This is a genomic window from Poseidonocella sp. HB161398, from assembly GCF_005870025.1.
In the GTDB taxonomy this organism is placed as follows: domain Bacteria; phylum Pseudomonadota; class Alphaproteobacteria; order Rhodobacterales; family Rhodobacteraceae; genus Mangrovicoccus.
Window position 1 is genome coordinate 285,020 of record NZ_VATA01000001.1, and the last position, 20,456, is coordinate 305,475.

15 protein-coding genes and 2 pseudogenes are annotated in these 20,456 nt (G+C 69.3%); 13 read left to right on the forward strand and 4 right to left on the reverse strand.

All coding sequences use genetic code 11. The features are described from left to right. Positions 1–126: 126 nt before the first annotated feature. Positions 127–1,101: pseudogene (locus FGX59_RS39550) on the forward strand (transposase); the annotation flags it as partial. A 403-nt stretch (positions 1,102–1,504) separates the two neighbouring features. Here the strand turns inward: FGX59_RS39550 and FGX59_RS01150 are convergent. Next, positions 1,505–3,619, reverse strand: coding sequence for a serine protease (locus tag FGX59_RS01150; RefSeq protein WP_138464522.1), 2,115 nt, complete (start codon positions 3,617–3,619; stop codon positions 1,505–1,507). Next, a complete protein-coding gene (locus FGX59_RS01155) occupies positions 3,619–4,302 on the reverse strand; it encodes a hypothetical protein (protein WP_138464524.1) in 684 nt (227 codons plus the stop codon). The genes FGX59_RS01150 and FGX59_RS01155 overlap by 1 nt, the downstream gene beginning before the upstream one ends. A 458-nt stretch (positions 4,303–4,760) precedes the next feature. Here FGX59_RS01155 and FGX59_RS01160 point away from each other — a divergent pair, with 458 nt between their 5' ends. The 8 genes from FGX59_RS01160 (at position 4,761) to FGX59_RS01195 (ending at position 14,581) form a co-directional block, all read left to right on the forward strand. Next, the gene (locus tag FGX59_RS01160; RefSeq protein WP_138464526.1) at positions 4,761–5,804 is read left to right on the forward strand and encodes a substrate-binding domain-containing protein; all 1,044 of its coding nucleotides are present in this window, start codon (positions 4,761–4,763) and stop codon (positions 5,802–5,804) included. A gap of 157 nt (positions 5,805–5,961) precedes the next feature. Next, a complete protein-coding gene (locus tag FGX59_RS01165) occupies positions 5,962–7,245 on the forward strand; it encodes an ABC transporter substrate-binding protein (RefSeq protein WP_138464528.1) in 1,284 nt (427 codons plus the stop codon). A gap of 154 nt (positions 7,246–7,399) precedes the next feature. Further along, positions 7,400–8,404, forward strand: a complete 1,005-nt coding sequence (locus FGX59_RS01170) for a carbohydrate ABC transporter permease (protein WP_240722196.1) — start codon at positions 7,400–7,402, stop codon at positions 8,402–8,404. Beyond that, positions 8,401–9,234, forward strand: a complete 834-nt coding sequence (locus tag FGX59_RS01175) for a carbohydrate ABC transporter permease (RefSeq protein WP_138464530.1) — start codon at positions 8,401–8,403, stop codon at positions 9,232–9,234. The genes FGX59_RS01170 and FGX59_RS01175 overlap by 4 nt, the downstream gene beginning before the upstream one ends. Positions 9,235–9,250: 16 nt before the next feature. Next, on the forward strand, positions 9,251–10,255 hold the full coding sequence (locus tag FGX59_RS01180) for an ABC transporter ATP-binding protein (protein WP_138464532.1): 1,005 nt from the start codon (positions 9,251–9,253) through the stop codon (positions 10,253–10,255). Between the two features lie 34 nt (positions 10,256–10,289). After that, positions 10,290–11,957 carry an alpha-glucosidase gene (locus FGX59_RS01185; RefSeq protein WP_240722197.1) on the forward strand — a complete coding sequence of 556 codons (1,668 nt, stop codon included), beginning with the start codon at positions 10,290–10,292 and terminating at the stop codon, positions 11,955–11,957. Positions 11,958–11,978: 21 nt separating this feature from the next. Continuing rightward, positions 11,979–12,956 carry a levansucrase gene (locus tag FGX59_RS01190; protein ID WP_138464534.1) on the forward strand — a complete coding sequence of 326 codons (978 nt, stop codon included), beginning with the start codon at positions 11,979–11,981 and terminating at the stop codon, positions 12,954–12,956. 26 nt (positions 12,957–12,982) lie between these two features. Further along, positions 12,983–14,581 carry an alpha-amylase family glycosyl hydrolase gene (locus FGX59_RS01195; protein ID WP_138464536.1) on the forward strand — a complete coding sequence of 533 codons (1,599 nt, stop codon included), beginning with the start codon at positions 12,983–12,985 and terminating at the stop codon, positions 14,579–14,581. Between the two features lie 1,318 nt (positions 14,582–15,899). On the opposite strand, the gene FGX59_RS01200 is transcribed toward FGX59_RS01195, so the two are convergent. Next, positions 15,900–16,376 (reverse strand): Lrp/AsnC family transcriptional regulator, encoded by a 477-nt coding sequence (locus FGX59_RS01200; protein WP_240722198.1) that lies wholly within the window; start codon positions 16,374–16,376, stop codon positions 15,900–15,902. Positions 16,377–16,506: 130 nt separating this feature from the next. Here FGX59_RS01200 and hppD point away from each other — a divergent pair, with 130 nt between their 5' ends. After that, positions 16,507–17,619, forward strand: a complete 1,113-nt coding sequence (gene hppD / locus FGX59_RS01205) for a 4-hydroxyphenylpyruvate dioxygenase (RefSeq protein ID WP_138464541.1) — start codon at positions 16,507–16,509, stop codon at positions 17,617–17,619. Between the two features lie 69 nt (positions 17,620–17,688). Further along, positions 17,689–18,042, forward strand: a complete 354-nt coding sequence (locus FGX59_RS01210) for a Rieske 2Fe-2S domain-containing protein (RefSeq protein WP_138464544.1) — start codon at positions 17,689–17,691, stop codon at positions 18,040–18,042. A 3-nt stretch (positions 18,043–18,045) separates the two neighbouring features. Here the strand turns inward: FGX59_RS01210 and FGX59_RS01215 are convergent, their stop codons facing one another. Beyond that, complete coding sequence (locus FGX59_RS01215; protein ID WP_138464546.1) at positions 18,046–18,519, reverse strand: MarR family winged helix-turn-helix transcriptional regulator; 474 nt, start codon at positions 18,517–18,519, stop codon at positions 18,046–18,048. A 238-nt stretch (positions 18,520–18,757) separates the two neighbouring features. Between FGX59_RS01215 and FGX59_RS01220 the strand changes: the two are divergent. Then, positions 18,758–19,030: pseudogene (locus FGX59_RS01220) on the forward strand (transposase); the annotation flags it as partial. Between the two features lie 320 nt (positions 19,031–19,350). Then, on the forward strand, positions 19,351–20,301 hold the full coding sequence (locus tag FGX59_RS01225) for an MBL fold metallo-hydrolase (RefSeq protein ID WP_138464548.1): 951 nt from the start codon (positions 19,351–19,353) through the stop codon (positions 20,299–20,301). Positions 20,302–20,456 lie beyond the last annotated feature (155 nt).

The following is a 20,456-nucleotide window of genomic DNA, read 5'->3' on the forward strand; positions in this document are numbered from 1 at the left end:
TTCGAAAGGCCGGGGCCTGCTGCCGGGGGCATTGCCGATGACCTTTCCCGGGTCTCCTGCTCCGGCCTTGCTGCGCAAATCCGGCCGGGGAGTCACGGCGCGACTCCAGGATGATAGCTGGCGGCCCTGAGCAGACCGGCGACGACCACGTACAGGACAGCCAGCTGGCATGGCTACAATCAGGCGCTGAGGCAGCGCTGATCGCCGACCGTCTGGTTCAATCCCTCGATGCAATGGGAAGCGGCGCCTTCCGGGCGTCGCACCCGCCAGCAGGCATACAGCGAATGAGTAGGATCAATTCCCCGACGAACGCGATCCAGGCCTGCTTGACCCTCAAGTCCCTCCTCGGACTGCCGCTCCGGCAGGGCGTGCGATTGTCCGCCATTGGTCCGAGGAGTTGCTATCGCTTGCGCCATCGGTCCGAGCAAGGATGGCGACGGGGTGAGGCTTCGTGGCGCGCCTGCCGGACCTGTCCGGACTCGGCTGGTCCGCGCCGGACTTCAGCACCCTGTCGCGCCGCCAGAGCGAGACGGGACTGTGGCGCCAATGGCGCCGCGAAAGCCCGTCGAACAATGGACGTGACCATTCCGTATAGTGAACCCAGGGACGTGCCTCACCTGCTCGTCTCCTCTCGGACATTGCTGCGCAATACCCTGCCGGGCAGCGGACAGCACGGGCATCACGGTGGACGGCGAAGCGTGCCAAGCGATCGTGGCGCCGCGAAAGCACGTAGCACGTTACAGGCGCACGCATGGCGGCTCCAAGCTGCGCAGTCGCGGTGCCGCTCGGACCGGTGGCGCGGCCCGCTCATGGCGCAAGATCCACCCCGGCATAGACGAGATGGAGGAAGATCAGGAAACCGTCCGGGGGACCTTTTCCGCGGCGACTGGATGACCTGCGTGAAGCTGCTCGGCCAGAGGCTGATCTCCCTCCGTTCGGCATCGGCCTCGGACCGATGGCGGCGCGATGCCTCACCTTCGACCGCCAGGTTGCCGAGGTCCAGGTCCGCGCATTCGCGGCCGCGCTCGGACCAATGGCGCTTGCCGCTCATTCATGAACCGCGTCACGGCCCTTGGCATCCCGATGACCGTGGCCGCAGGGTGGGCGTGTCTTGGGAAAAGGGGACTGCGGTCGCCAACGGATCTATCCAACAACGCCCTGCACGGGGCGTTTCATCCCTTGCGGGAACCGGCGTTCCGATCCTCGGGCCACTGCCAGCCCATCCGGGGTCTTCAACGCCATCCTCCCGGGACGGGGCGGAGGCCTGCCCGAACGCGATGTGCTGCTTTGCAGCATCAGGGCGCAGGCCCGGGAAGAGCCGGCGGCCCGTGTGTCCGCGCGGCAAGCCGCCGGCGGAGTGCAGCGACTGTTCCAGGCGCCCGGAAGGGTCGCCGCACCGGCCTTCCTGCACCGGCAGCATGCAGCTGCCGGAGGGCAGGCTGCAATGGCGGCCCGGGGCTGTCCGCGCCGTCTGGCCGATGGGCGGGGCGCGGCAGGAGGGGCGCTATTGCGCGGCGAAATCCGAGAGGTACTCCGCCCCGATCAGCGTCATCAGATAGGTGACGACTTCGGCATCGCTCAGGTCGTCTTCCTCGCCAAGGATATAGACCGAGCTGGCCAGCAGGACGTCGCGCTTCACTCTGAGCGCGAGGTAGAGATCGGCATAGCCGCCGCTGCCCCGGTCGGTGCCGTCGAAATAGTCCCAGCAATAGGCTTCGCCTTCCTCCGCGTCGATCTCCATCTCGCAGTCGAGCGGCCCGCTGTCCGACCAGTCGGCATAGCCGGCCAGCCGGGACAGGAATTCCGACGCGCCCGCGCCAGTCGCGGCGCGGAAGCTGGCGGCGCGCTGCACGGCGACGGCCAGCCGGACCTTGCCGCCCGCAAGCTCGGCCGCGACCGCGCCCAGATCCGGCTGCCAGGCAAGGGCAATGCCCTCGGGCACGGCGACCGTGGCGCCGGTGGCGTGGTCCTCGTAGATGTCGAAGGCCAGCGCGTCGAATTCCGCCGGATCGGCCAGCCGGGACTTGAGATGCGACAGGTCGCTTTTCCAGCCGTAGTTGCGGTCCGCGACGAAGCCCTTCGCCACATCGGCCAGCGGCACCCGGCGCACCAGGGTCAGCGCGCTCGGCTCCGGCTGGTAGCCCGACGCGGCCAGCGCCCGGGGATCGAGAGCGGCTTCGATCTCCTCGTCGAGCGGCCAGAGGCTGTTGAGGTCCCAGGTCGCCAGATCCATCATCATGAAATCGACATAGTCCGCGTCGCTCATGTCCTCGAACGGCCGGGTCCGGTAGATCGCGCGGCCGGAGAAGACGGGGCCGTTCATCTGCACGACCAGGTCGAGCGCGGCGGGGTCGTCGTCCCCGCCCACGGTCTCCTCGTAGTCGATGTATTCGAGCTGCCGGTCCACCTCTGCGGCGGGCACCGCGGCCGGCACGCCGGCGAGCCCCAGCCCCGCGAGATGGCCGAAGAAGGCCGCGCTGCCCTCGGCGAGGGCCGTCTCGAAGTCCCGGCCTTCGCGGAAATAGGCGATCTGCCGGGCGCCGCCGTCGATGCTGCGCGCCTCGAAGAGGCCGGTGGCCGGGTCATAGGCGACCGCGTCGCGCTCGGGCGCGAAGAAGAGCGCGCCGGAGCGCGCCGACTGGAGGGCCGCGAAGCGGAAGGCCTGCCAGTCCGAGCGCCGGGGCAGGATGTCCTCGAGATCCTCGACGATCCAGGACAGGTCCTCGCTGTCTTCGGCGCCGAAGAGGTCGAGCACCAGCGGCAAGGGCAAAAGGCCGGTCTGCACCAGCACCTCGGCCGGGGCGGCAGCGGGCGCGGCCGGGATGTCCGGCGCGCCGAGCGGGATGGATTTCAGCTCGCCGACCGCATAGGCGCTGAAAAGCGCGGCCTGGCCCGAAACCGCGCCGGGCACCGGATCGCCGGAGGCGGGCAGGCCCGGCAGGTAGACATGCGCCGGGATCGACCAGTTGATCCCGCGCCAGCCGCCCAGCAGACCGCCATCGGCAATGGCCACCACCCGCCCGCCGGCATCGAAGATCGGCGCGCCGGAATGGCCCGGCTGCAGCGTCGTCGTCACCCGCAGGATCTCGGTGTCGCGGGTCGGATAGTCCTGTCCGAGGAAGAGCTTGGCCAGGTCGCCCGAGGAGAAGGCCCGCCCGAGCGTCGTCGTCCCGCCCTCGAGCCCGCCGGCGAAATCGACCCTCAGGTCGATCAGCTGCGCGGCGGCCAGCGGATAGCCCCAGGCATAGTGCAGGCCGCGCAGATCCGGAGCGTCCCCGGCGAAGGGGACCGGCTGCAGGCCCAGGTCGTCCTCGAGGTCCAGGAGCGCAAGGTCGGCTTCGAGGTCGACCGCGGCGATGCGGGCGATCCCCGCCTCGCGCCCGGCTGCCTGGCTGTAGACAAAGCCCTTGCCCGCCGGGCAGCCCGCCACGGCATGCAGCGCGGTGACGATCCGGCCGGGCGCGGGCCAGACGAAGCCGGTCGCCTTCATCTCGCCGTCGGCCGTGGCGCAGCGCACCTGAACCACCGAGCGGGCGCTTTCGGCATCGGTCCGGGCGGAGGCGGCCCCTGGCAGCAGCAGCGCCAAGAGGGCCAGGGCAGCGATCGCGGGAGGGCGCATCAGGGATCGTCCCCGGCCTGGACATCGCAGAGCAGGCCATGGGCCAGGGCCAGCGCGGTGCCGCGCTGCGCCTCGGGCAGGGCGGCGATGCGCGCCGCCGTGCGCCGCACCAGCACGGGCGGATCGCCGCGCCCATAGGCCGCCAGCGTGTCGGCATCCGATGCGAAGCGGCCGGGATCGAGCTGCTGGCAGGCGTCGTAGCTGCCGAAGCCGGAGAAGAGCACCGATTGGCGCGCTGCGGCCGAGGGCCCGGCCGCGACCGGCGCGGCGCGGTCTTCGCGGAAGGCCACTTCCGCGGGCTGGAGCTGGGTGCGCTCGAAGACCATCATCTGCCGCGCGAGGGTGGGGTTCTCGGGGAAGGCCTCGCTCCAGCGCGCCATGTCGGCACGGGGCGGTGCCGCGAGCGGATTGTTGATCCGCGCGTAGAGCCCGAGCGCAAGCCCGGCGACGGCCGCGAAGCCGAAGGCGCCGATGCGCAGCGCGTTGACCGCCGGCAGGCGCGTGCCGCCCTCCTTGGCGTCCAGCCCGAGGATCGCCGCCAGGAGCGTGGCCAGCACGCCGACCACGGTGGCCACCACCGGCGTCACCGAAAGCCCCATGACCGTGCCCAGCAGCAGCCCGATGCCGGATCCTGCGAACAGGTCGGCGAGAGCGCCTCCGTCCCTCTGCGGATCGCGTGCCATTCTGGCATCCCCCCGGATCGCGACCTCCTGAGTCGCGACCCTATGGTAGCATGAGTGCGTATTTAGACACGCCAAGGTTGTTTCCCGCTTGCGCTGCCCTGTCCGCGTGTCGTCGCCGCAAGGACCGTTCCGGACACCGCCTTTCGTCGGCCCGTGCTGCAGGGCGTCGCGGCGGAAGGGAGCAGCACCGGACGTCTTGCGGACTGCACCCGGGGCGCCGGGCCGTTGTGCGGCCGGGCAGGACCGCTGCGCCTTCTCCCGCGGCTCCCGAAACGCTTCGGCCGGTGCCCGTCCGCGTCGGCAGCAGGGGCGGGGCCGCATCTCTTCCGGGCGGCGCAGAACTCGGTCCGGGTGGCGTCCGAAACGTTGCGGAAGTGGCCGGAGAGGCCGTAAGCCGCCTTCCAAACCGCCGGCGGGCGGTCTAGTGTCCGGCCGGTGGAGGAAGCACGGGGACGGACATGACCACTTTGCGGGACCTTGCGCGGCATCTCGACCTGTCGGTGACGCAGGTCAGCCGGGCCCTGAACGGCCATTCGGATGTCAGCGAGGCCACCCGCCTGCGGGTGGAGGCGGCGGCGCGGCAGCTCAACTACTTCCCGAACCGGGCCGCGCGCCGGCTGGTCTCGGGCCGCTCCGGCGTGGTCGGCTTCGTCGAGCGGAGCTTTGCCGGGATCGAGCGCGAGGAGATCCTCTTCGCCACGGTCACCGGCCTGTCCGAGGCCTTCTCCGAGCGCGGCATGCAGTTCGTCCTGCATCTGGCGCCGAAGGCAGAGGGCCATGAACGTGACGATATAATAAGGACTTACGACCAGCTGGTCCGCGGAGGATCGCTGGACGGCTTTGTCCTGACCGGGCCGCGTCCCGATGATGTGCGCATCCGGCACCTGATGGAGAACAGCATCCCCTTCGTGGTCCATGGCCGGACCGGGGAGGCCGCGCAGCATCCCTTTTTCGACATCGACAATTTCGGGCTGGTCCTGCATCTGACCCGCCATCTGTGCGCCCTGGGCCACCGGCGGATCGGGCTGATCTCCGGTCCCGAGCATTTCGCCTATGTCCACTCGCGCCAGAACGGGTTCGAGACCGGGCTGGCGGAATTCGGCGCCGCGCCGTCCCGCGCCCGCCTGCGCAACGGGCCGATGACCGAGGATTTCGGCATGGTCTCCGCGGTGCAGATGTTCTCGGATCCGGGGGATGCGCCGACGGCTGTGATCTGCGGCAACCTGCGCATCGCCAAGGGGGTCTACACGGCGCTCTCCGCGCTCTCCCTGCGCATCCCCGAAGACGTTTCGGTGGTGGCCCATGACGATGTCGTGGCCCATGCGCGGCCAGAACTTTTCTTTCCCGCCCTGACCGTCACGCGCGCTTCGCTGTCGGAAAGCTGGGGGCCGCTTGCCGATGTCCTGAGAGATGCGATCGAGGGCAAGGAATTGAAAGAGCTTCAGAAAATATCTCCCTATAGCTTCATAGACGGCGCGTCGACGGCCCCCGCCAGGGGCTGAAGCGGAGACAGCTTCCGGTTGTGACAGGCGAATTGACAGGCTGCCAGTGATTCGCTTATCAAGATTGCCGAAACGTTTCGGATTTCGGGAGGGAAGCCGGAACGTGGCCGCCGCCGCCTGCCTGCGGCGCGGCCGGAACCCAGACGGGAGGTACTGGATGGAACGGATTTCGGCGAAATGGCGCGGCGGCACGGCGATCGGCACGGCCATCGTGCTGGCGCTTGCGGCCTGGCCCGCGGCGGCGGTGGAGATCAGCTATGCCTCGGGCGTCGTCGGCACGGCGATCGATAGCTTCCGCGAGAGGGTGAAGCCCTGGGAGGAGGCGACCGGCAACACGGTGAATTTCGTGCCGATGCCCGCCTCGACCTCGGACCAGTTCGGCCAGTACCGGCTGTGGCTGGCGGCCGGGAACGCCGATATCGACCTCTACCAGACCGACATCATCTGGGCCGCGCAGCTGGCCGACCAGTTCGTCGATCTGTCCGGGCCGGCCGCGGAGATCGCCGCGGCGAGCTTTCCGGCGATCATCGAGTCCCAGACGGTCGACGGGCGGCTGGTCGCGCTGCCGCTCTATACCGATGCGCCGGCGCTCTACTACCGCGCGGACCTGCTGGAGAAGTACGGCGCCGGAGTGCCCCGCAGCTGGGAGGAGCTGACCGAGACGGCGGCGCGCATCCAGGCGGAAGAGCGGGCGGCCGGGAACGGCGATTTCTGGGGCTTCGTCTGGCAGGGCAATGCCTATGAGGGGCTCAGCTGCAACGCGCTGGAATGGCTCGCCTCCTCGGGCGGCGGCCATGTGGTCGAGGCGGATGGCGCCATCTCGGTGAACAACCCCGCCGCCATCGAGGCGCTGGAGCTGGCGGCCGGCTGGGTCGGGACGATCTCGCCGCCGGGCGTGCTGGCCTACCAGGAAGAGGAGGCGCGCGGCGTCTGGCAGACCGGCAACGCGCTTTTCATGCGCAACTGGCCCTATGCCTATGCGCTGGGGAATGGCGCGGACAGCCCGGTCAAGGGGCTCTTCGGCGTCGCGCCCCTGCCTGCGGGCGGCGATGACGGCGGCTCGGCGGCGACGCTGGGCGGCTGGAACGTGGCGGTGTCGAAATACTCGCAGCACCAGGAGGCGGCCATTTCGCTGGCGCTCTATCTCGCCGGTCCCGAGGCGCAGAAGGCCGGGGCGCTCGGCGAGGCGCATCTGCCGACGCTGGTCGCGCTCTACGACGATCCCGAGATCGCCGCCGCCCAGCCGATCGTGCCGCGCTGGAAGGAGATCTTCGAGCAGGCCGTGCCGCGTCCCTCTGCGCCGACCAAGGGCGCCTATAACGAGGTCTCCGCGCGGTTCTGGAGCGCCGTGCACGAGACGCTGTCGGGCCAGGGCAGCGCCGCCGAGAACCTAGAGCTGCTGGAGCTCGACCTCGACGACCTGAAAGGCCGCGGCTGGTAGCCCGTGCCGCCCCGACCCGTCCCGACCCAGCTTTCCCGCGGGCAGGCCTGCCCGCTCCCCCGCATCGCGGCAGGCGCCCCCGCCTTGCCCGGTGCCCGGCCGGACGGCCGCCGATGCGCCGCCGTTCCGCCGGGAGACAGTCCCGGGAGACCCGATGACCGACATGACCGCCCCCCTGAGCGACACCGCTCCGCCGAGCGACGCCCGCCCGCGCGCCCTGCGCAAGGAGCCCGACCTGGAGGCCCGCCGCCGCCGCGCCGCCTTCTGGTTCCTCGCGCCGATGCTCGCCATGCTGATCTGCGTGGCCGCCTGGCCGCTGGCGCGCTCGATCTACTTCTCTTTCACCGACACCACGCTCACCAGCCTCTATGACGGCCGCTGGGTGGGCTTCGACAACTATCTCAGCTACCGCCAGCTCTCCTCGGGCCGGGTCGTCTGGCGCGGCACGCTGGCCGATCCGGCCTGGTGGAACGCGGTCTGGAACACGGTCCGCTTCGCCGCGATCTCGGTCTCGCTGGAAACCGTGCTGGGGCTGATGGTGGCGCTGGTGCTGAATGTCCGCTTCCCGATGCGCGGCCTCGTGCGGGCGGCGATCCTGATCCCCTGGGCGATCCCGACCATCGTCTCGGCCAAGATGTGGGGCTGGATGCTCAACGACCAGTTCGGCATTCTCAACGACATGCTGCTGCGCGCCGGGCTGATTTCCGAGAAGATCGCCTGGACCGCGAATGCCGACACGGCGATGGCGGCGGTGATCCTGGTCGACGTGTGGAAGACCACGCCCTTCATGGCGCTGCTGTGCCTGGCCGGGCTGCAGATGATCCCGCGCGACATCTACGAGGCGGCGAAGGTCGACGGGGTGCATCCGGTCAAGGTGTTCTTCCGCGTGACCCTGCCGCTGGTGCGCCCGGCGCTGATGGTGGCGGTGATCTTCCGCATGCTCGACGCGCTGCGCATGTTCGACCTGGTCTACGTGCTGACGCCGAATTCCTCGGCCACCAAGACCATGTCGATCCTCAGCCGCGAGAACCTGATCGAGTTCGACAAGTTCGCCTACGGATCGGCGCAGTCGACGCTGCTCTTCGCGCTGATCGCGATTTTCGTGAGCCTCTACATCTGGCTCGGCAAGGTGGATCTGGGCGGGAGGACACCGGCATGACCGCGCTCGACCTGACGAAGAAGGCCGGCTTCGCGCTGGCCGTGGCAACCATCGTGACCGTCTCGGTCTTCCCCTTCTACTACGCCGTCATCACCAGCTTCGAGACCGGCACCGCGCTGTTCGAGGTGAACTACCTGCCGCAGGGCTTCGATTTCGGCAACTACCTCGCGGTGCTCGGCCAGCAGGCCTTTCCGCGCAACGTGCTGAACTCGGTCTTCATTGCAACCGCGACGGTGGGCGCCGCGCTGCTTCTGGCGGTGACGGCCGCCTATGCGCTGTCGCGGGTGCGGTTCCGCGGCCGCGGGCTTCTGCTGATGACGATCCTCGCGGTGTCGATGTTCCCGCAGATCGCGGTGCTGTCGGGGCTCTTCGAGATGGTCCGCTTCCTCGGGATCTTCAACACGCCCTGGGCGATGATCCTCAGCTACACGATCTTCACGCTGCCCTTCACCGTCTGGGTGCTGACCACCTTCATGCGCGACCTGCCGGTGGAGATCGAGGAGGCCGCCATCGTCGACGGCGCCTCGCCCTGGGTCGTCATCACCCAGGTCTTCCTGCCGCTCCTGTGGCCGGCGATGGTGACGACCGGGCTCCTGGCCTTCATCGGCGCCTGGAACGAGTTCCTCTTCGCCCTGACCTTCACCGCCTCGGAGACGACGCGGACGGTGCCGGTCGCCATCGCGCTCCTCTCCGGGGCGTCGCAGTTCGAAACCCCCTGGGGGACCATCATGGCGGCGTCGGTCATCGTCACCGTTCCGCTGATCGTCCTCGTCCTCATCTTCCAGCGCAAGATCGTCGCGGGCCTGACGGCCGGCGGGGTCAAGGGCTGAACCGGGAGACCCGAAAATGGCACATATCCAGCTTCACGACATCCGCAAGTCCTACGGCGCCGCCGAGGTGATCAAAGGCGTCGACCTGGAGATCCGCGCGGGCGAGTTCATGGTCTTCGTCGGCCCTTCGGGCTGCGGCAAGTCCACGCTCCTGCGGCTGATCTCGGGCCTGACCAGCATCAGTTCGGGCGAGCTGCTGTTTGACGGCGCGCGGATGAATTCCAAGGTGCCCTCGGACCGCGGCATCGCCATGGTGTTCCAGTCCTACGCGCTCTATCCGCACATGACCGTCTACGAGAACATGGCCTTCGGCATGAAGCTCGCCAAGGCCGGAAAGGCCGCGATCCGCGAGCGGGTAGAGCGGGCAGCGGAGATGCTGCAGATCGGCCATCTGCTCGAGCGGCTGCCGCGGCAGCTTTCGGGCGGGCAGCGCCAGCGCGTCGCCATCGGCCGCGCCATCTGCCGCGATCCGCGCGTGTTCCTGTTCGACGAGCCGCTGTCGAATCTCGACGCCGCGCTGCGCGTTGCGACCCGGCTGGAGATCGCCAAGCTGCATCACGACATGGAAAAGGCGACGATGGTCTACGTGACCCATGACCAGGTCGAGGCGATGACGCTGGCCGACCGGATCTGCGTGCTGCGCGACGGCAAGGTGGAGCAGGTCGGAACCCCGGCGGATCTTTACGAGAAGCCCAATTCCACCTTCGTCGCGGGCTTCATCGGCTCGCCGAAGATGAACCTGCTGAACGGCGCCATCGCCGCGGGCCATGGCTGCCGCACGCTGGGCATCCGCTCCGAGCACATTGACATCACCGGGGAAGGCGCGGTCTGGTCGGGCGAGGTCGTCCATGCCGAGGACCTGGGCTCGGACACCTACCTCTATGTCGATATCGGCGCGGAGGAGCCCGTCGTGGTCCGCCGCGAGGGACGCCGCGCGATCGCCCTGGGCGAGACCGTCGGATTGCGGCCCCGTCCCGAGAACCTGCACCGTTTCGACGCCGGCGGCCTGCCGCTCCACTGAGCGGGCTACGGCGCAACCCCAAGGAGGACCAAGCATGCTGCATGATCCGGCCCCGCCCATGGACGCGGCCCGCTGGTGGCAATCGGCCACCGGCTACCAGATCTACCCGCGCAGCTTCGCCGACAGCAATGGCGACGGCATCGGCGACATTCCCGGCATCATCTCGAAGCTCGGCTATCTCGAAGAGCTCGGGATCGGCTTCATCTGGCTCTCGCCGGTCTACCGCTCGCCGATGCGCGACAACGGCTACGACATCTCGGACTACCGCGACATCGCCCCGGAATTCGGCACGCTGGCGGATTTCGACCGGCTGGTGGCCGAGGCGAAGGCGCGCGGCATCGGCATCGTGATGGATCTGGTGGTCAATCACAGCTCGGACGAACACGCCTGGTTCCGCGCGGCCTGCCGCTCGCGCGGGGCGCCCGAGCACGACTACTACATCTGGCGCGACCCGGGCCCCGATGGCGGTCCGCCGAGCGACCTTCAGGCCTGCTTCGGCGGCTCCGCCTGGACCTATGTCCCCGCGGCCGGGCGCTACTACCTGGGCTATTTCAGCCCCGGCCAGCCCGACCTGAACTGGCAGAACCCGGCGCTGCGCCGCGAGATCCACGAGATGATGCGCTGGTGGCTCGACCGCGGCATCGCCGGGTTCCGGATGGACGTCATCAGCCTGATCGGCAAGGACGTGGAGGCGGGCCTCTTCGAGGAGGGCCCCTATCTGCACGGCTTCCTGCAGGAGATGCACCGCGAGGTGCTGGCCGGGCGCGACCTGCTGTCGATCGGCGAGAGCTGGTCGGTCAGCCGGGGCACGGCGCTGCTCTATTGCGGGCGCGACCGGGCCGAGCTCGACATGGTGTTCCAGTTCAACCACGTGGTCGAGGGCTGGGATCCCGAGCACGGCAAGTGGAAGCCGAAGCCCTTCGATCTGGGCCGCTTCCGCGCGGTTCTGGAGGACTGGCAGGCGGTGCTGGACCAGGACGGGTGGAACGCGCTCTTCCTAAGCAATCACGACCTGCCGCGCCAGGTGTCGAAATACGGCTGCGACGGGCCGCAGCGGGTGGCGGCCGCCAAGATGCTGGCCACGGTCATGCACCTGATGAAGGGCACCCCCTTCGTCTACCAGGGCGAGGAGATCGGCATGACCAATGCCGCCTTCGCCGAGATCGGCGAGTTCCGCGACCTGGAGACGCTCGGCCATTACGAGGCGGCGATGGCCCGCGGCATGTCGCCCGAGGCCTTCATCGCCGGCGCCAACGACAATGGCCGCGACAATTCCCGCACGCCGATGCAGTGGAGCGCGGGGCCGCAGGCGGGCTTCACCACCGGCACGCCCTGGATCGGGGTCAACCCGAACCATGCGGCGATCAACGTGGACGCCGAGCGCGCCGATCCCGGCGGCATCCTCGCGCATTACCGCGCCCTGATCGCGCTGCGCCGTACCCAGCCCGTCGTGGTCCATGGCAGCTACCGCGCCATGGCGCCGGAGCATGCCCAGGTCTTCGCCTATGAGCGCCGCCTCGGCGGCACGCGGCTGGCGGTGGTGGCGAATTTCTCTGCTGACCCGGCGGTCTTCGACGTGCCGCAGGAGATGCAGGGCAGCGGGCGCGGCCTTCTCGGCAGCCACGGACTGCGCGGCGATCTCGGGCCCCGGCTGGAGCTCGCCCCCTATGAAAGCCTCGCCGTCCTCTTCGGCGGCCCCTGAGCGCAGAGCGGGAGCCCACTCATGGCATTGACCCTCAAGGACAAGTGGATCTGGGACAGCTGGTACCTGCATGACGGCGGGCGCTGGCATGCCTGGTTCCTCGAGGCCGACCGCGCGCTCGGTGATCCCGAGCTGCGCCATTTCAACGCCCGCCAGGGCCACGCGGTCAGCGACGACCTGCAGAGCTGGACCTATCTGGGCACCTCGCTCGCGCCCAGGGCGGAGGGGTTCGACAGCCAGGCGACCTGGACCGGCTCGGTCGTGACCGGCCCGGACGGGCTGCACCACCTGTTCTATACCGGCTGCGACCGGGCCGAGGGCGGGCTCTGGCAGCGGATCGGCCATGCCGTCAGCCGCGACCTGCATGACTGGGAGCGGGTCGGCGACGGCCCCTGCCTCGATCTTGTCGGTCCTGCGGCGGTGCATTACGAGGCCGGGCATGCCGTCGGCCACTGGCCGGACCGGGCGATGCGCGATCCCTGGGTGATGCCCGATCCCGAGGGCGATGGCTGGCTGATGTACTTCACCGCCCGCGTGCCCGGCCGGGCCGAGGCCAATGACGCGGGCGCCATCGGCTTCGCCACCTCGCCGGATCTCCACAGCTGGGAGCTGCAGCCGCCGGTCTTCGCGGGCGGGTTCGGCCAGCTCGAGGTGCCGCAGGTCTTCCGCCTCGGCGGACGCTGGCACTGCCTCTTCTGCACCGCCGCCAGGCACTGGTCCGACGCCTATCGCCGCCAGGCGCCGCAGCCGCCGGTCACCGGCTCGCACTACCTCGTGGCCGAGCACCCGCGCGGCCCCTGGCAGATCGCGCCCGGGCCCTTCCTCGACGGCGCGGAGCCCTGCCGCCGCTATGCCGCGCGCATGGTGGAGACCGGCGCGGGCCCGATGCTGACGGGCTTCGCCGATGGCGGCCGCGACGCCTTCGGCGGCTATCTCATGGACCCCGCGCCGCTTGGCGTGGCGCCCGACGGGCGCCTCGTCCTCGTTCCCCAATCCTGACATTTCCGATCAAGGAGCCTGCGCTCATGGACACGCTGAACCTCGCCGCCTGCCAGGCGGCCGCCGCCGACTGGTGGAAGACCGCCGTCATCTACCAGATCTACCCGCGCTCCTTCCAGGACAGCGACGGGGACGGGGTCGGCGACCTCGCCGGGATCGAGTCCCGCCTCGACTACCTCTGCGACCTGGGCATCGACGCGATCTGGCTATCGCCGGTCTTCCCCTCGCCGATGGCCGATTTCGGCTATGACGTCTCGGACTACTGCGGCATCGACCCGGTCTTCGGCACGCTCGAGGATTTCGACCGCCTGGTCGCGTCCTGCCACGACCGCGGGCTGAAGCTGCTTCTCGACTTCGTCCCAAGCCACAGCTCGGACCGCCACCCCTGGTTCCTCGAAAGCCGGTCCTCGCGCGGCAATCCCCGCCGCGACTGGTACATCTGGCGCGACGCCAAGCCCGATGGCAGCCCGCCCAACAACTGGATCGGCGAGTTCGGCGGCCCGTCCTGGACCTGGGACGAGGCGACGGGCCAGTACTACCACAACACCTTCCTGCCCGAGCAGCCGGCGCTGAACTGGCAGAATCCGGAGCTGCGCGCGGCCATGCTGGAGGTCATCCGCTTCTGGTACCGCCGCGGGGTCGACGGGCTCCGGGTCGACGCGATCACCCATGTCGCGCCGGATGTCGACAAGGGGGACAACCCGCCCAATCCCGACTGGGCGCCGCATATGGGCCCGACCCACAGCCATCTGCAGGCGAATTCCAAGAACCAGCCCGAGGGCTACCGCATCGTCCGGCTGATGCGCCAGGTCTCGGACGAATTCCCCGACCGGGTGCTGATCGGCGAGACCTCGGGGTCGCTCGGCGAGGTGATGAGCTACTACGGCGACGCGCTCGACCTCTTCCATCTGCCGTTCAACTTCATGCTCCTGCGGGCGCGCTGGGACGCGGCGGAGATCGCCGGGCTGGTCGAGACCTACGAGGCGGCCCTGCCCGAGGGCGGCTGGCCGAACTGGGTGCTCGGCAATCACGATATCGGCCGCATCGCCAGCCGCGCGGGCCCGGCGCAGGCAAGGGTCGCCGCGGCGCTCCTGCTGACGCTGCGCGGCACGCCGACGCTCTACCAGGGCGACGAGCTCGGCCTCGAGAATGCCGTCATCCCGCCCGCGGCGGTGCAGGACCCCTGGGAGAAGCGGGTGCCGGGGCTCGGGCTCGGCCGCGACCCCGCGCGCACGCCGATGGCCTGGCAGCCGGGCGAGGGCGCGGGCTTCAGCAGCGCGGACCCCTGGCTGCCGCTCTGCCTGCCCGCCGAGGGCGATGCCGCCCGCCAGTCCGCCGCGCCGGGCTCCATCCTGGCCTTCATCCGCGCGCTCCTGCAGCTGCGCCGGGAAGAGCCCTGCCTGCAGATCGGCAGCTACCGGACGCGGCAGGCGGGGGACGGGCTCTATGTCTTCGACCGTTCCATGCCGGAGGGGGCTGTGACCGTCTGCCTGAATTTCACTTCCCGCCCGCAGGCGACGGGGCTTGGCGGCGAGGTCCTGCTCTCTTCCGATCCCGCGCGTCCCCGGGGGCTGTCGAGCGGGCTCGTCCTCGCGCCCGACGAGGCGGTGATCCTGCGCCAGTAGCTGCGGAGGCATCGGCCCCCGGTCCGCCCCTCCGAGTCGGCCGGGGCGCCCGCCGCTCGGCCTCGATCACGACCGGGAAGGCTGCCGGGCGGCCGGTGCGCCGAGCTAGATGAAAGCGGGGCCCGCGGTGTCGAGGCCGGCCGGCAGCGCGCGCTCGCTGCGCCAGTTCCAGTTGGTCCGCGTTTGCGGCGGGGGCCGGAGCCTGAAAGCGGCCTGCCAGTCTCCGTGCATTGTCGGCGTCGATGCGACGGTCGCAGATGGCGAGCGCAGCGCGGCCGGGACGGGACGGCCGCGCGCACTCTCTCAAGGCGGACGTCCGGCTGCTTCGCCCGGGCCGTGCCGGCCGGAACGGGGGCGGGCGCGTGTTCCGGGGTCCGTGCCGGCCAGGCGCCGGACCTGTGGCGCCTGGCCGGACGAATGGCCAAGGGAACGGGGTCGGAGAGGCGGGCTTGCCCTGCATGCCGGCAAGCGGCTGGAGGTTCAGGACATGGGGCCTGAGCGCGACGACGTGCACAGGCTTCCGCTGCCATCAGAGGCAAGATCTGGCCGGCCCCGGTCCGGGTCGGCGAAGGGCGCAGCCGGCCGCTCCGAGGCTGCGGCCCTTTGGAGTGGAGAGCAGGCAGGGGCGGGAGCGAGGTCGTGCGCGGATCAGGGTGCGAGCCTCGCCGAGGCACGCCGTTGCCTGCCATCGTCCCGAGGCAGGGGCCGCGCGCCGCCCATGGGATCCCTGCCTGCGACGGACGGACCTTCTCCAAGGCAGCCGGCGCCCTGCCGCGGCGCGGGCCTGGCGGCGGGGCCGGTCTCCGCGCCCGGATTGCGTGCGGCCGCGAGAGCCCGGGTGGCGCCTGTCGCCATCCGGTGGCCGGGGCGCGGGATTTGCCTTCCGGGTCCCTCTCGACATGCCCGGTGCAATGGCGTCCGCGCGTCCCGCCTTCGCGGATGTGCCGACCGTGGTGATGAGCCCTGTCGGCCGCGCGGTCACGACCCGCGATCGTCCGCCCGGAATGCCTCCTCCGGCATGCGCCACCTCGCTGCGCCCGAAGGGCTGCAGCCGGGCGGGTCCCTCATGCTGTGCGGCGCGGTCAGCGGCCTCGTCCCCTTCGAGTTCCTGCGGGACACCGGGCTCTCCTGTACTGGTGCCAGCGGCGTCCGCCGAGGCGGAGCGTTTCGGGCCGGGGCAGCGCCCGGCGGTTGCCCTGCGCCTGCCGCGGCCCAGGGGGAGGCCGGGCGGGCCGGCGCCGGCCGGTCATGGCCATCCTTTCCGGGCGCAATGCCGATGCCGGGACCTGCACCCGCTCCGTGCCGCCCGTGACGGCGTCTAGCGCGGACTGAGCGCGTCGAGCTCCAGCCCGTCGCGGTCCTTGAGCACCTTCAGCACGATTTCCGAGCGGACCTGCGCCACCTGCGGATGGGGCAGCAGGCGGCCATGGATGAATTCGGCGAAGGCCTCGAGGCTGCGGGCGTTGATCTCCAGCACGTAATCCGCGTCGCCCGAGACCGAGAAGGCCGCGCGGATCTCGGGCTGGTCGCCGAGGAAGCGGGCAAAGGCCTCCTCGTTGCCCTGGCCGTGGTCGCGCAGGTTGACCCGGATGATGGCCCGCAGCCCCAGCCCCAGCTTCTTCGCGTCGAGCCGCGCCGCATAGCCCGAGATGATCCCCGCCCCCTCCAGCGCGGCGCGGCGGCGCGAGCATTGCGAGGCCGAGAGGTTGACCACCTCCGACAGCGCCGCATTGGTCATCGCCCCGTCGCGCTGCAATGCGTCCAGAATCGCGCGGTCATAGTCGTCAATGCGCATCTCGTGCATCCTTCCGGCATTTCATGCATCTCTGCAGTCATTTTTCTGTCCGGAAAGGTTTCAAATGCAACCCTCTTGCGCCGGATTTCCCGCATTCTGGCGCCAGAACAGCTCAGAGGAGGACACGCGCATGGGACCCTTCCCGCATGACGCCCCGAAGCCCGAGATTTCCGACGTCAATCCGGCTGGCACGGACGGGTTCGAATTCGTCGAATTCGCCCATCCCGAGCCGGAACAGCTCGACCGGATCTTCCGCCAGATGGGCTTCGTTCCGGTCGCCAGGCATCGCAGCAAGGCGATCACCCTCTACCGCCAGGGCGACATCAACTACCTGCTGAATGCCGAACCGGGCAGCCATGCCGCGGGCTTCGTCGCCGAGCACGGCCCCTGCGCCCCTGCCATGGCCTGGCGCGTCGTCGATGCGCAGAAGGCCCTGCAGCGCGCGCTCGACACGGGTGCCACGGAATACACCGGGCCGGGCAAGTCGCTGGACGTCCCGGCGGTCCATGGCATCGGCGGATCGCTTCTCTACTTCGTCGACACCTATGGCGCGGACGGCTCCTGCTATGCGGCGGAATTCGACTGGCTGGGCGAGGAGAATCCGCGTCCCGAGGGCTTCGGCTTCTACTATCTCGACCACCTGACCCACAATGTCGTGCGCGGCAACATGGACACCTGGTACAAGTTCTACCACGACACGTTCAATTTCCGCGAAATCAAGTATTTCGACATCAAGGGCAAGCAGACCGGGCTGGTCAGCCGGGCGCTGACCTCGCCGGACGGCAAGATCCGCATCCCGATCAACGAGTCCACGGACGAGCACAGCCAGATCGAGGAATACCTGAAGGAATACAAGGGCGAGGGCATCCAGCACATCGCCATCGCCTCCGAGGACATCTATGCCGGCACCGACGCGATCGCGGCGGCGGGCATGGACTTCATGCCGGGGCCGCCGGACACCTATTACGAGATGTCCCGCCGCCGGGTGACGGGCCACCGGGAGCCGCTGGAGCGGATGCGCCAGCACGGCATCCTGATCGACGGCGAGGGCGTGGTCGGCGGCGGCGAGACCCGGATCCTGCTGCAGATCTTCTCCAGGACGGTGATCGGCCCGATCTTCTTCGAATTCATCCAGCGCAAGGGCGATGACGGCTTCGGCGAGGGCAATTTCCGCGCGCTCTTCGAGTCGATCGAGGAGGACCAGATCCGCCGTGGCGTCCTGAAGGCCGAACCGGCGGAATAGCGCCCCGCCTGCCGTGACTTGCCGCTCCGGGCCGCCGGGGCGGTCCTTCCCGTGCCCGGAGAGACTTGCATGCCCTGGACCGACTACAGCTCCGCCCCGCCCGCGGGCACGCAGATCTGCGCGCTGGCCGATCTGGACGGCGTCCGCGCGGTGATGGTGGAAAGCGGCGCGGGGCGGTTCCCGCTGCTGCTCGTCAAGGACGCTGCCGGGATCCGCGCCTTCGTCAATGCCTGCCCGCACCAGTACCTGCCGCTCGACTACCAGGGCGGCAGCATCCTGTCGGCGGACGGCCGCCGGCTGATGTGCACCGCGCATGGCGCCATGTTCGACGCCGTCACCGGCGCGGCGGAGCGCGGCGCCCCCTGCGGCCTCGACCCGGTGCCGATCAGCCTCGAGGACGGCATCGTCCTCATCGGCGGCTGAGCCTCACGCGTCGCCGTCCCCGTGGCCGGCCGCGAGGATCAGCTGCCGCAGCATCGCCTCGAGCTGCGAGCTCAGATGCGGGCCGAGCCGGTTCCTCAGCCGGTCGTCATAGTCGATCGCCCGCTTCCCCAGCGTGCGGAACACCTCGGTTCCGGCGGGCGTCAGGGTCAGGCTCTCCTGCCGCTTGTCCGCCGCGTCGCGGCTGCGGCTCAGCAATCCGCGGCCTTCCAGCACCGAGACGGCCCGGCTGACTGCGGTTTTCTCGATATGCGAGATGCGGCAGATCTCGGCCGCGGCCATCGAGCCGAAGCGCCCGAGATTGGCGACCACCCGCCATTGCGTCCGGGTCAGGTCGTATTCGGCGCGGTAATGCTCGTGGAACTCCTCGCTGGTGCGTTCCGCCGCCTGGTTCAGCAGGTAGGGCAGGAAGTTCTCCAGGTTGAATTCGGGGTCCGGGGGCGGGTCTTTGCGGGGCAAGCGTGTCTCCGTCTGCGGCTGGTCCTGTTATGGCAGGACTTGGCGTCTGGGTGCAACTGCAACGGGATTCGCCCGGGAATATAGTTACCGATGCACCGAGTAGCGGGAGATGGCTACAAGACTGCAGGGTCGGATCGACATGTGGATCGGGTCCGATCATCCCATAATAGGCTAGGGTCAGGACCCATTGATTTCCCGGTGGCAGCGTGATTCACGGCTCGGAAATCGAGCGGTGAACATGTCTGATCTTTTCTGGTTGAGCGACACGCAGATGGCGCGTCTGGAGCCCTTCTTTCCCAAGTCCCACGGCAAGCCTCGCGTCGATGATCGACGAGTGTTGAGCGGGATTATCTTCATCAATCGCAATGGTTTACGTTGGCGCGACGCCCCGGCGGAATATGGCCCGCACAAGACACTCTACAACCGTTGGAAACGTTGGAGTGACAAGGGTATCTTCGCGCGGATGATGGTCGGCTTGGCCGCCGATCACGGCGAACGGAAGGCCGTCATGAGCGTTCCTCGTCGCTGAGATCAATTGGAACAGCAACACGGCCACCCATCACATCCTCCCGCATCAGGCAAAATAATGATACAAACTTTAGTTCCAGGTGACTAGAGATACACATATATTCAGGCTTGTGACGCTCGCGATGCGAAGAGGGAGATGGGCGTCCAATCTCTCGGATCAAAAGTTGCACTTGACACCGTTGCAAATGTAACGACTAATGACGTTGCAACAGCGACGGGTTTCGGGGAGGAGATCCGGCCGGGCAGCGCCAAGGAGGGCGGTCCCGGCGCTCCTCGGCCTGTGCCCGAAGACGAGGACACGCGATGAACAAGGCATTTGCATCTGCCGGGGACCTTGAGGAGAAGGTCGTCAGCTTCACCGAAGTGGGCGAGGGTCTCTACGCCTTCACCGCGCAGGGCGATCCCAATACGGGCGTGATCATCGGCGACGAGAGCGTCATGATCGTCGAGGCCCAGGCGACCCCGCGCCTGGCGCGCAAGGTCATGGACTGCGTCCGCTCGGTCACCGACAAGCCGATCTCGCACCTGGTGCTGACCCATTACCACGCGGTCCGCGTGCTCGGCGCCTCGGCCTATGGCGCGCGCGAGGTGATCATGTCCGACACCGCCCGCGCCCAGGTCGCCGAGCGCGGCCAGGAGGACTGGGACAGCGAGTTCGGCCGCTTCCCGCGGCTCTTCCAGGGGCACGAAGAAATCCCCGGCCTGACCTGGCCGACCACGACCTTCTCGGACCGCATGACCGTCTATCTGGGCCGGCGCCGCGTCGACATCCTGCATCTCGGCCGCGCCCATACCGCCGGCGACGCGGTGATCTGGGTGCCCGACCAGGAGGTGATGTTCACCGGCGACATCGTCGAGTACCACTCGGCCTGCTATTGCGGCGACGGCCATTTCGGCGACTGGCCGGAGACCTTGAAGGCCATCGCGGAATTCGCGCCCAAGTCGATCGCGCCGGGGCGCGGCGACGCTCTGGTGGGCGAGGCGATGGTGGCCGAGGCGCTGGCGAACACCGCCGATTTCGTCGCCTCGACCTACCGTCCGGTGGCGAAGGTCGCGGCACGCGGCGGCACGCTGAAGGAGGCCTGGGACGCGGTGCGCGCGGAATGCGACCCGAAATTCGGCGACTACGCGATCTACGAGCACTGCCTGCCCTTCAACGTCGCCCGCGCCTGGGACGAGGCCCGCGGCATCGACACGCCGCGCGTCTGGACCGCCGGGCGCGACCGCGAGATGTGGGCGGCCCTGCAGGGGTGAGCGGCGGTCCGGGCGGAGCCCGGCGGAAGCTCCAGTGGAGCTTCCGAGCCGCGAACGGGCGGAGCCCCGGCCAGCACGGTCCGGGCGGAGCCCGGCGAAGGCTCCATTGGAGCGTTTGAGCGCCGAACGGGCGGAGCCCTGGCCATCAGGGTCCG

Coding starts and splice junctions, on each gene's coding strand:
- FGX59_RS01170 (WP_240722196.1), top strand. CDS start 7,400: ATGACCGACATGACCGCCCCCCTGAGCGACACCGCTCCGCCGAGCGAC.
- FGX59_RS01150 (WP_138464522.1), bottom strand. CDS start 3,619: ATGCGCCCTCCCGCGATCGCTGCCCTGGCCCTCTTGGCGCTGCTGCTG.
- FGX59_RS01160 (WP_138464526.1), top strand. CDS start 4,761: ATGACCACTTTGCGGGACCTTGCGCGGCATCTCGACCTGTCGGTGACG.
- FGX59_RS01180 (WP_138464532.1), top strand. CDS start 9,251: ATGGCACATATCCAGCTTCACGACATCCGCAAGTCCTACGGCGCCGCC.
- FGX59_RS01195 (WP_138464536.1), top strand. CDS start 12,983: ATGGACACGCTGAACCTCGCCGCCTGCCAGGCGGCCGCCGCCGACTGG.
- FGX59_RS01200 (WP_240722198.1), bottom strand. CDS start 16,376: ATGCGCATTGACGACTATGACCGCGCGATTCTGGACGCATTGCAGCGC.
- FGX59_RS01185 (WP_240722197.1), top strand. CDS start 10,290: ATGCTGCATGATCCGGCCCCGCCCATGGACGCGGCCCGCTGGTGGCAA.
- FGX59_RS01155 (WP_138464524.1), bottom strand. CDS start 4,302: ATGGCACGCGATCCGCAGAGGGACGGAGGCGCTCTCGCCGACCTGTTC.
- FGX59_RS01210 (WP_138464544.1), top strand. CDS start 17,689: ATGCCCTGGACCGACTACAGCTCCGCCCCGCCCGCGGGCACGCAGATC.
- hppD (WP_138464541.1), top strand. CDS start 16,507: ATGGGACCCTTCCCGCATGACGCCCCGAAGCCCGAGATTTCCGACGTC.
- FGX59_RS01165 (WP_138464528.1), top strand. CDS start 5,962: ATGGAACGGATTTCGGCGAAATGGCGCGGCGGCACGGCGATCGGCACG.
- FGX59_RS01175 (WP_138464530.1), top strand. CDS start 8,401: ATGACCGCGCTCGACCTGACGAAGAAGGCCGGCTTCGCGCTGGCCGTG.
- FGX59_RS01190 (WP_138464534.1), top strand. CDS start 11,979: ATGGCATTGACCCTCAAGGACAAGTGGATCTGGGACAGCTGGTACCTG.
- FGX59_RS01225 (WP_138464548.1), top strand. CDS start 19,351: ATGAACAAGGCATTTGCATCTGCCGGGGACCTTGAGGAGAAGGTCGTC.